The organism is Sphingomonas sp. BE138 (assembly GCF_031456125.1).
Taxonomy (GTDB): domain Bacteria; phylum Pseudomonadota; class Alphaproteobacteria; order Sphingomonadales; family Sphingomonadaceae; genus Sphingomonas.
On the sequence record NZ_JAVDUC010000019.1, the window covers coordinates 41,954 to 52,357 of the forward strand.

The 10,404-nt window shown below is 66.3% G+C and carries 10 protein-coding genes; 1 reads left to right on the forward strand and 9 read right to left on the reverse strand.

Annotated features, from left to right (window positions below; translation table 11 throughout):
* Window positions 1–5 precede the first annotated feature (5 nt).
* The 7 genes from J2Y58_RS17445 to J2Y58_RS17475 form a co-directional block, all read right to left on the reverse strand.
* A complete protein-coding gene (locus J2Y58_RS17445) occupies window positions 6–767 on the reverse strand; it encodes a hypothetical protein (protein WP_310105937.1) in 762 nt (253 codons plus the stop codon).
* A gap of 87 nt (window positions 768–854) precedes the next feature.
* Window positions 855–1,598 (reverse strand): type IV secretion system DNA-binding domain-containing protein, encoded by a 744-nt coding sequence (locus J2Y58_RS17450; protein ID WP_310105940.1) that lies wholly within the window; start codon window positions 1,596–1,598, stop codon window positions 855–857.
* On the reverse strand, window positions 1,595–1,906 hold the full coding sequence (locus J2Y58_RS17455) for a hypothetical protein (RefSeq protein WP_310105942.1): 312 nt from the start codon (window positions 1,904–1,906) through the stop codon (window positions 1,595–1,597). The genes J2Y58_RS17450 and J2Y58_RS17455 overlap by 4 nt, the downstream gene beginning before the upstream one ends.
* Window positions 1,903–2,130 carry a hypothetical protein gene (locus J2Y58_RS17460; protein ID WP_310105945.1) on the reverse strand — a complete coding sequence of 76 codons (228 nt, stop codon included), beginning with the start codon at window positions 2,128–2,130 and terminating at the stop codon, window positions 1,903–1,905. The genes J2Y58_RS17455 and J2Y58_RS17460 overlap by 4 nt, the downstream gene beginning before the upstream one ends.
* A 2-nt stretch (window positions 2,131–2,132) precedes the next feature.
* A complete protein-coding gene (gene mobF, locus J2Y58_RS17465; protein ID WP_310105948.1) occupies window positions 2,133–5,246 on the reverse strand; it encodes a MobF family relaxase in 3,114 nt (1,037 codons plus the stop codon).
* 3 nt (window positions 5,247–5,249) lie between these two features.
* Window positions 5,250–7,625 carry a type IV secretion system DNA-binding domain-containing protein gene (locus J2Y58_RS17470; protein WP_310105951.1) on the reverse strand — a complete coding sequence of 792 codons (2,376 nt, stop codon included), beginning with the start codon at window positions 7,623–7,625 and terminating at the stop codon, window positions 5,250–5,252.
* Between the two features lie 121 nt (window positions 7,626–7,746).
* The gene (locus J2Y58_RS17475; RefSeq protein ID WP_310105954.1) at window positions 7,747–8,037 is read right to left on the reverse strand and encodes a hypothetical protein; all 291 of its coding nucleotides are present in this window, start codon (window positions 8,035–8,037) and stop codon (window positions 7,747–7,749) included.
* 542 nt (window positions 8,038–8,579) lie between these two features.
* On the opposite strand from J2Y58_RS17475, the gene J2Y58_RS17480 reads away from it, so the two are divergent.
* Window positions 8,580–8,798: a hypothetical protein gene (locus J2Y58_RS17480; protein WP_310105957.1), complete on the forward strand. Its 219-nt coding sequence runs from the start codon at window positions 8,580–8,582 to the stop codon at window positions 8,796–8,798.
* A 164-nt stretch (window positions 8,799–8,962) separates the two neighbouring features.
* Here J2Y58_RS17480 and J2Y58_RS17485 read toward each other — a convergent pair whose 3' ends face one another.
* Together J2Y58_RS17485 and J2Y58_RS17490 are read right to left on the reverse strand one after the other, a co-directional pair.
* Window positions 8,963–9,520: a hypothetical protein gene (locus J2Y58_RS17485; protein WP_310105960.1), complete on the reverse strand. Its 558-nt coding sequence runs from the start codon at window positions 9,518–9,520 to the stop codon at window positions 8,963–8,965.
* Between the two features lie 27 nt (window positions 9,521–9,547).
* Window positions 9,548–10,404, reverse strand: an 857-nt coding sequence (locus tag J2Y58_RS17490) for a hypothetical protein (protein WP_310105963.1), incomplete at its 5' end; no start/stop codon positions are given.

Here is a 10,404-nt window from a genome sequence, read left to right on the forward strand (position 1 = left end):
AGCCGTCATGTCAGCGGCACCGGCTTTGCGGTCGCGGGCCGGATGGTGAGATGGCTGTCGGGACCGAGCCCCAGGTCGAGGACATGGCCGAGCCGGCGGGTGAACGGCATGACGCCGACGATCTCGTCATGGACGGTCGCCTTGCCGAATAGGGCGGCGTTGCTCACCCACTCGCGCCCGTGGATCAGGCGCACCCGGAACTGGCCGATAGGCACGGCCAGCGAGGTGCGCTCGTGCGCGCGGACATAGATCGACAGCGCCGGCAGGCCGGTGCGCGCATCGATCAGCTGGACGATGCTGTTCTCGGCACTGCCCTGCAACGTGAGCCGGCTTTTGACACGCTTCAGATCGAGCGTGGAGGGGACGACGACTGCGCCGGTGGCTGGAAAGCCCTGACCAAAGCGCGGCAGGGCAAAGTTACCGAGACGATCAGCCAGCCAGGTTCTACCGGCAGTGCCCAGATACAGTAGCATCGCGACGGCGAGCCCGATCACGACGTAGCGGTGCGTTCGGTCCTTGCGAAAGGAACGAAGGCGCGAACGACGGCGACCTTTCTGGTAGTCGAGGCCACGGGTCTTCTCGAACCACGATGTCTTGCCCGCAAGACCCGAGATCCACCCCGCGCTGCCGAGCGGAACAGCCTTATGATAACCGGACCGGCGAAGCTCGCGTCGCGACTTCTTGTCGTTCCACTCCACAGCACCTGGGTCGAGCCCCTGACGCTTGCGATACCGCTCGCGCATGTAGTCGCGATCATCGATGCCCATCGGTCATCTCCGCCGGAGGGATTGTGCGAGCGGCCGGGTCGCTTCGATCCAGCACGATCGTGACGGCTCGCGGGGTCCGGTGCTCGATCATTGCAGGACCGGGCGGTCAGGGTGGATGACGTCGTCGACGAGCGTGCCGGTGACATCGAGGCGTGACAGCATCGCGTGGTCCAGGATCGAGGCGATGATCGCGTGAACCTCGCGCGAGGCGGCAGCGAGCGGCAGCGCGCTGCGCACGAACAGGATCGTCGAGGCAGACCCTGCGAGCCAGCGCGCGATCGACACCGGCGGCATCGATCGGTGTCGGTCGACGATTCCCGCCAGGGGCGTGGTAACCGTTGCCAGCACGGTGAAGGACCAGCGCTGTGCTTGGGGGTCGCCCGGATCATGGCCGGCGACCTCGCTCACGGCATCCTCGGGCAACGCGAAGACGAGGTCGCGGACCTGCGCGAGCGTCGCACCGGGTTCGCGGCCGGCGTGTTCGATCGCGCGGCTGAGCACATAGCGCGCGGCGTAGGTATAGCTCGTGTCCCGGTCCCACCCGGGAACCGGCAGGAACGCCTCGATGGCCGAGGAGCGGGCGTAATCGCTCGGGTGATCGGCAAAGAAGTCCCAGTTGCCGCGCGCGGGATCGAGGATCAGGTCGCGGGTCTGATCGGCATGGTCGAGGAAGCCGTCACCGTCACCGACGATGACGAGCCGGTCACCGCTGCCGGCGCGGACGGCAAGCAGCGTGCCGGCGTCGACGTCGGCACCTTGCGCGAACGTGACCATGCCGCGCGCCGGTTCGCGTTCGCGGCGGAAGCGAAAGGGATAGGCAAGGCCCATCATGATCTCTCCGACGGCGCAGGCGGAACGAACGTGCCGGCATCGCTGTGCAGCGACGCGCCGACGATCGCGCAGCCGACCGCCCAGGCGAGCGTGAAGATGCCCGTCAGGGCCGCTGCGAGGCCCGCCAGACGCCGCAACCGCCTTCGGGCGGGTAGAGGCTGCAGATGCAGCCACTGAGGCGCGTAGGGGCGTTCTGGCGGGATGATGGCACGCGGCTCGTGCTCGATCGCGGCAGCGGGGGGCCGTTGAAGCCGGATCGGGCGACGCGGCGGTTCGTCACGCATCCACGGGCGATCGGCGAGGCTCACCGGGGAAGCGCCGGTGAGCGCGTCGCCGGGCGCAGTGCCTTGCCGAGTGGCCGTGCGACGAGGAACGTCAGGGCGAAGATCGCCGCCATGGCCAGCGTCTCGCCGCCCCAGTCGAGCGCGTGATCGCGCTTCATCAGCTGGACGCACTGGTGGAGCGTATGGGTGTCGAGGTCGCAGGGATGGACGTGTTTGAGGGCAAGCACCTGTTCGAGGGTCAGCGGCATCGTCACAACTCCAGTCCGATGTCTTTTTCAGGGTAGGGAAGTTCGGGTCCCTTCGGCTCGACCGGCACCGTGAAGCGTGAGAGGTCGAGCGACGGGTCGGTGCGGATGTCGATCTTGCCGGACGGCGCGGGTTCAGCCGCGGTCGATCTGGCGGCATCGCCGATCGCTGCCCCGCCGATCTTCTCTGGTGCGCGATCGAGGTCGGGTGGCAGGCTGGGGTTGAACGGCTCCCCTGCCCCGCCGCGCGTGCTGCCCGCCGCATGGTCCGCGCCCGCGCCCTTGCCCGGATCGATCGAGAGTTCGCCGATGGTTTCGAGCGCGGCGGTCTTGTTGCCGTCGTTGCGCTCGATCGCGGCGGTGAGCTTCTCGCGGTTGTCGGTGATCAGCACCATGTCGTCGCGCGCACGGGTGACCAGCACGTTGAAGAGGCGCTGGTTGGAGAGGTTGCTCTCCTTGTGGCTCATCACGCCGATCTCGTTATCGATCGAAATGCCCTGCGCGGCATTGGCGTTGAGCGCATAGGCGAGGCTGATCCGCTCCATCATCGGGTCGCCCGCCTTCAAGTCATGGACGGTGCCGTCCGACGACTCGACGCGGATGCCCTTGTCGTCAGCCGAGACGACCCGGGCGATGTCGTTGTTGTTGAGGCCGCGGGTGTTGTCGTTCTTCGTCCAACGGATCCTGTCGCCCTCGTGGAGCCTGATCTCCTCGCGTACCGCAAGTTGCATCGCGTCGGTCTTGTCGAGCGGCGACATGGCCTGCGGATCGAAGGTGCGAATCCGGTTGCCGATCTGGACCTGGACACGACCCTTCGCATCGACGCCGACGACATCGAACGTGCCGGCGGGTAGCCCGAGTTCGCGGATGGCATGATGGAGGTCGATGACCTTCACCTCGCCCGGCTTCGCCTCATAGGCGTGGGCGTAACGCAGCTCCTCGCGGGTGATGTTGCTCTTGTCGAGGACACTCACCTCGATGCCGTCACCCCTGATCGTCCCTTCGGCGGCAAGGCCGGTCTGGATCATGCGGTTGATGGTTCCGCGCGCGACGCGGCCCGAGGAGAAGATCGCGGTGGCCTCGCGCTGTTCGGGGGTGAGGCCGAGCCAGCGGTCGGCCGCGGTGCGGGTGTGTTCGGGACTGGCGATGACCTTGTCGCCGAGCACCGCCATCGCCTCGCGGACCGCGCCCCTGTTGGAGAGCGCGGCGACAGTGCGCAGCTGCTCGGTCCTCTGGCGCAGGTTCTCGTCCATGCGTGCCATGGTGATCCCGCCGGCCTGGGCGAGCGAGAAGGCCTTGCCGGCATCGACCGCGGCGATCTGCTGGCGGTCGCCGACCATGAGGAAGCGCGAGACGCCGAGCGCGTTGGCGATGCCGACCAGGTGCTTCATCTGGTCGTTGCCGACCATCGAGGCTTCGTCGAGGACGATAACGGTTCCGGCAAGTTCGTTCCTCGCACCGTCATAGCCCGCACCCCGGCCGGTGAGGGCATGACGGGCATAGGTGTGGATGAACGAGGAGACGGTGCGGCTCTCGATCCCGGCTTCCGCGCCGAGGCGATCGGCGGTCGCCTTCATCAGCGCGATGCCGATGACCTTGCCGCCCTGCTGCTCGACGTTGCGCGCGACGCTCGACAGCATGGTCGACTTACCCGCGCCCGACACGCCCTGCACCGCGACGATGCGGTCGGTGGAGGTGAGTGCCAGGGCCGCGGCCGCCATTTGACCGGCATTCAGCTGCTTGTCACCGGAGGCGGCATTGAGGCGGTCGATGACGGTGTCGGCCGACACGATCGGTTTGACCTGCCCCTTGCCGCGCTCGATCTCGGCGAGGATCTGCCGCTCGGTCGCGAGTGCTTCGGGGGTGGTGACGTGGGTGACGACGCCGTCGATCCGGTCCTGCTTGCCCGGGATGAGCTGCTCGACGCGGATCAGCTCGGAGACACGGGCATCGACATGCTCGGCCGTAACCCCCTTCAGTCCGAGATCGAGCGCGGTCTTGGTGACCTGCGGGATCGCGAAGGCGGCTTCACGCTGGGCATGGATACGGATCGCCGACGCCACGGCATGCTGGGCGCGGACCTCGACCGGCGACAGGCGCAGGCGCTCGATGCCGCCGGAGATGAGGGGATCGTTGGGACGGAACATGCCGCCGAGCGCCTCCCCGATCGCCGCGACGGTTTCGCGGATGCGCTCCATGGTGCCGGGGCGACTGTCGAGCGAGGCCGCGCCGGTGCGTGCCTGCGCCGCCTCGACCAGCGCCTTGCCGTCGAAGCCGATCGCAGCCGCGCGCTCGCGCCAGGCATCGCGCAGTGCGTCGCGATCCTCGACGTTAAGCTTGGCATCACGGGTGTTGGTGGTGATACGGTCGATCTGCTTGGGGTTGGTGATGCCGAGTTCCGCCGCCTTGGCGCGGATATCGACACTGCGCTGACTGAAGGCTTCGATGACCTTCTTGGCGACACCGTCGATCTCGAACTGGCCGTGCTTGCCGGTGACCTGGGTCTCGTAGCCGATCTTCGCCAACTCGGCGCGGAAGTTGGCATGGTAGGCAGAACCGATCGTGGTGTTGTTCTTCCACAGCTGGCCGTTGTGGAGTGCCTGCCAGGCTCCGTTCGCCATCCTGGTCATGTTGGCGACGATGACGTGCAGATGACCCTGGGGGTCGAGCGCACGGCTCGTGTCATGCTGGAACATGGCATAGACGAGGTTGCCGGTGCGCACCGCGTCACCCGACTTGGAACGATCGTACGTCCGCCCCTCGGCGTAGGTCTTCTCGACCCAGCCCATGGTCGCCTTGACCGCGTTCATGTGCGCGGCAAGGATCCGCGTGTCGCCAGCGACATAGGCGAGGATGCTGGCTGACTTCGGCATCGAAAAGGTGAGATCGACGCCGTGTTGCCGGTTCTCGACCTGACCGACCTTTTCACCCGACGGCAGCTCGCCGTTCAGGATCTTCTCGAACGCCTCCTTGGTGACCTCGCCCTTGAGACCGGCGGCATCCGCGCCCACCCCGCCCCAGGCGGTCGCCTCGGAGGAATGCTCGGCGGTGTAATAATCGTCCTTGGCGAAATAGGACGCGGCACCCGAGGCGGATTTGACGGAGGCGACGGAGAGCATCGCCTACATCTCCGGCCCGTAGTCATCGTCGATCTCGGGCGCGTGATCGTGGCCGTAATGACGATGGTGGTGAGCGCCTTGCTCGGTGGCGAACCCGTCGCGCATTTCGCGGATCGACTGGTCCTCGTGACGGTCGACATCACCGTGGCGTAAGCCCGGCTGCGGATCGGGACGATCGGCATCCCCGCGCGCCTGCTCGGCGCTGGTGGATGTGGAGCGGGCGTCGACAAGCGACATGCCCATCCCGCCCATTGTGGCATCGAGGCCCGCCGCGCCGCTGGCCGGGATGCGAATGGCTCCCGGGTTAACGGGGATGGCGGCATCGGAGGCGAGGACGGCATCGTTGCCGCTGGGCGACGTGATTACCGCCTTGCCGGTCACCTGGTCGAGCACGACCGGGAGCGCGTTGACGATCTCGATGGTGGCCGCCGCCTTCTCCGCCTCGCTCTGCCCACGCCGGGGTTCGGGGCGCTCGGTCTCCGGTTCCTGCCTGTCCTTCTCTTCCACACCGCCGACCGGCCGCGTCGGCGTATGCTCCCTGCCGCCTTCACCCCCCTCTTCCGCGCGTCTGTTCGGCTGCCGCCGGTCCTCCGGCGGGATGTATTGGGTGGGCTTGAAGTCCTTGCGGGGAACAGCGCCGGGTGCGACCTCGGCATAGGAGCGGTATTTGAGTTCGATACGGGCGGCCGGAAAGCCGTCGGGGAACTTCACGAAGCCGTGCAGCGAAGGCAGGTTGTTGATGTCGTCGGGCAGCACCAGCGGCTCGATCTGGGTGCGCGGCGTCAGGGTCGAGGCATCGCGGGTGTTGTTGTAGCCGTAGCTGTAGGCCTCATCCATCTGGCGGACCTCGCGGTTGCCGATGAACTCCGAGCATTTCTCGGCGGTCGTCCGGTCGGCGGTGGCGAGGATCAGCTTGGTACGGGCAAGGCCGGTCAACGCGGTTGCGTTCTGGAGGCCGTAGGTTGCCACCAGCTTGTCGAACGAGTGGATGCCGAGGACGAACGCGCCCCCGAAGTTACGGGCCGACTGGAGGCCATGCTCGATGCCGGGAAGGGCGTGAAGCGCGTGGACTTCGTCGAAGAGATACCATGTGCGCAGGTCACGTGTTTTGGGCAGGCGCATGAGGTTGTTGACGGCCAGGTCGATCCACAGCGTGAACAGGCCGCGGGTCATCTCGAGGTCGTTGTACGAGCCGGTGATGAACATGATCGAGCCGTCACGATTGTCGGTCGCGATCCAGTCGCGGATCGAGAAGGCGGGTGCGCCGCCCGGAACCGGATCGGGGAGGAAGCGGATTGCCTGCCCGTTGACGTTGAGAACCGAGCGGATCGATTCCGCCATGCGCGCCGCTTTCTCGGTCGTGAGCGGTGCCGCGACAGTGTTTTCGAGTTTCTCGTGGATCTTCTTGAGGTCGGCCTGCATCAGGTGGTGGGCGATGGCGGCATTGTTGGCCTCGCCGGACTCCTGCAGCTTTAGGCACATCTCGATGAAGAGCATGCGTGCCGCGTTCTGCCAGAAGGGCTCCTTGTCGTCGGGATGGGACGGGATGAGCGCTGCTGCGGCCGAGACGAAGTCGGCATAGTTGCGGCATTCATCGAACAGCGTCCACGGCGCGCAGCGCTCGTCCATGGGGTTGAGGATGACGTCGGTTTCGGGGTTGTAGAAGGTTTCGACGAAGACCCCGGTGAGATCGAAGATGACGGCGCGGTGCCCGCGCGCGCGAAGCTGCGTGACGTGGCTGCGCAGCTGCGTCGTCTTGCCGGTGCCGGTGGTGCCGATGAGCATGGTGTGGCTCTGTTCGAGCCGCCAGGGATAGGGGATGCCCGCGATGGTATAGGGCGCGTGGATACCGAGATCGATCCGCTTGCCCGGGGGAGCCTTGGCGACCTTGGCGGGATCGTAGGGCGGATCGTGCTCGGCGCATTCCTGCTGGAACCGTTCGCTGTTGTGGACTCGTACCGCCTGGAACAGGACGTCGCGCACCACGAGCATGGCGCCGCGGTTGTGCCGCTCCTTGAGCATGTCGCGTCCGCGCTTGTTGGCCCAGGTGATGAACCACATGATGAGCGGGGCGGCGACGAAGAGGGACATGCCGAGGCTGGTCAGGACGATCTTGACGCTCTGGCGCCAGGCATCGACGACGTGCGGCTCGTACGGGATGTAGCCGATTGGGACCCGGGTTATGAGGCCGTTCGGGAGGGTGAGGTTGACGGGCTTGAACTGGTTGCCGCCGACCCATGTCCAGACGGCCGAATAGAGCTTCATCAGGTCGAGCTGGAACTCGTGCTCGGCAAGGCCGAGCCAGACCATGATGTTGAGCAGGATGAGGAACGAGCCGAGCCAGATCCAGAGGGGCACCTGAACGCCCGCCCATGTCATCTTGTACTGGCTGGAAAGGAGCTGCGAGCCGCGCGTGAAGTTGCCCGAGTTGCGGGTGATCTGGCCACGCGCGGAGTGGTGCTCGACGGTCGCTGCCTGGCCGTTGAAGCGGATGTCCCCCTTACCCATGGAAGGTCGCCAGGCGCTCTTTGGCGGCAGCCCTTAGCTGCGGGACAACGTCACCATGATCGCGTGCGATGATGACGTCGATCGCTGCCTGCATGTACTCGAGAACGAGCACCGCTCGGGTGATGTTAAAAGTGTGTCCTGCTTCAGCGAAACGAGCGCCTAGCGCAATTGCGGAGCGTGCCGCTTGGGCGCGCGTATAGCCTTGCGACTTGGCTAGACGTTCGACGAGTTCCCAGTCCGCCTTGCTCAGGCGGAGTGTCAGTATCCTATCCGATTCAGACATAAACCAGACCCTTAAAGGGGCTGGTGGGGGTTTCGCGCCGTGAAGATTGCACGGAGCGGACAGGCGTGCAAGCACAAAGCTGTATTCGGGTGAATACGCATTAATTGTCTGCCGTTTCAGGGGGATAGCAGGTTTTCGATAGAGCGTATTCACCCGGATACATGTATCCGAGTGAATACATCGGGCGATTTCAACCACCTACACCTGCGGCTGCCGCATAGGGTGTGCTAATCTATAGGGACTTTTGAGGGGTCGTGGTTCTCTCGGGTGGTCGTCCCGGCTTTCCGATGGATTCCGGTGGGGCCTTGCCGGTTGCGACCGGGCGATATCGCTTGAGTCCGGTGGTGCGGCGCGACCCCATACGAGACGGACCCGACCATAGGGAGGGGCCGTCATCATCCTGCCGATGGTCCGTCACGAACGGACCAGAACCGGATAACTGTCGCTGGGGTAGCTGGTCGATGACGCCGTGGATTGTCGAGCGTGTGGAGGGCTGGCATGATCGCTGCGGAGGCATCATTCCAAGCGCAAGGCAGGACATCATGGCACGGAGCATCGAACAGGAACGCAATCAGTTACTCGCTGACGAACAGCGGCTCGCCGAACGTCGCAAGCAGCACGACGAACGCGTCCGCACCGAGCTGATGAAGGACATCGAGAAGTCGGGGTTGCTCAAGGCCGAGCCGGAGCAGTTCAAGGCGATCATCGCAGCGATGAAGAAGCTGGGCGTCGGCGAGGTCGAGAAGCGACTGACCGCGTGAGCCGAAGGTGCCGGGCGTGGCTGATGCCATGCAGGCAAAAAAGGGGAGGAGCCGAAGGCCCTCCCCTGCCTGACATCAGGCGTTCCGGCACTGACGCCCGGATGGCAAATGAAAGAGGGTGCCGGCCGAGGCCGACACCCTCCCGACGCCGGTCCGGGGGGAGGCTATCCCCAGACCATGCGTACCTCCTCGTTCTCGATGCCGCATTGTGCGAGACCATCCAGCCGGCTCAGATAGCCATGAAGTCCCGAGCGGGTCATCGCGTCCCGGATGGTCGGATCGGCGAGGCGGCTGGAGAGATCGTCCAGCGCGACCTCACCGCAGCAGTCATCCCCTAGGCCGATCGTTTCGAGGACGGCGTACGCATTGGCGTTGGCAAGGTTCATTTCTGTCGAACCATCCGGCGTGGAGGCTACCACCATGCGGATGGACCGGGTGGCATCGTCCTGCCAGATACGGATGTTGAGGCCGCGAAACTGAGCCTCTTCGACAACGGCGATGACCGCCTCGTCATGATCGAAGATCGCGCAGATGCTGGCCAACGCCCATGGGCACACGCGAGCCTCGAACGAGCAGGCAAGGATCGGGTCGTCGTCTTCGATGTCGAGGAGTTCACCGCGCGCTCGTGCGAACGCCCGGAACGCGGCAAGCTGGCGGGCGGTGATCGTGGCCGGTTTCGCTATCGAGGCGGCGACGACGTTCAATGCGAAGGTGATGGACATGGCTGGTCTCCCTTGAAGCTCATGACCTCACTCACTCTCTCCTTCCGATCCGAAGGATCGGTCACGGACGCTGCGCATCGGGCGAAGCTGAGAGAATGGGTCACGACACGATGGCGCGCGCGAGGCGTAGCCGGCACCGGCAATGCGACGGCATTGCCGTGCCGCGAGCGAGCCGTGCCGGGATCGGGCATCAAGCCGCCCGGCACGGTGCGAGGCGCAGCGGTCGCGTGGGCGATGCGCAGGCATCGCCACGCCCGCCAGCGAGCCGTGCCGGGAGGCCGGGCGTGCCCCGTCGATCGTCGCACCGGCCGAGGCGTAGCGAGCGCGACACGCGACGGCGTGGCCGCGATGCGAGCGAGCCGGTGCGTCGGTGTCATGGGCGCCGATCCGGCGCGCGCGAGGCGTAGCTGGCACCGGCAATGCGACGGCATTGCCGTGCCGCGAGCGAGCCGTGCCGGGATCGGGCATCATGCCGACCGGCACGGTGCGAGGCGCAGCGGTCGCGTCGGCGATGCGCAGGCATCGCCACGCCCGCCAGCGAGCCGTGCCGGGAGGTCGGGCGTGCCTCGTCGATCGTCGCACCGGGCGAGGCGTAGCGAGCGCGACACGCGACGGCGTGGCCGCGATGCGAGCGAGCCGGTGCGACGCTGCCATGGTGGTGCCGACCGGCGCGTGCGAGGCGTAGCCGGCACCGGCAATGCGACGGCATTGCCGTGCCGCGAGCGAGCCGTGCCGGTATCGGGCATCATGCCGACCGGCACGGTGCGAGGCGCAGGGGTCGCGTCGGCAATGCGCAGGCATCGCCACGCCCGCCAGCGAGCCGTGCCGGGAGGTCGGGCGTGCCTCGTCGATCGTCGCACCGGGCGAGGCGTAGCGAGCGCGAC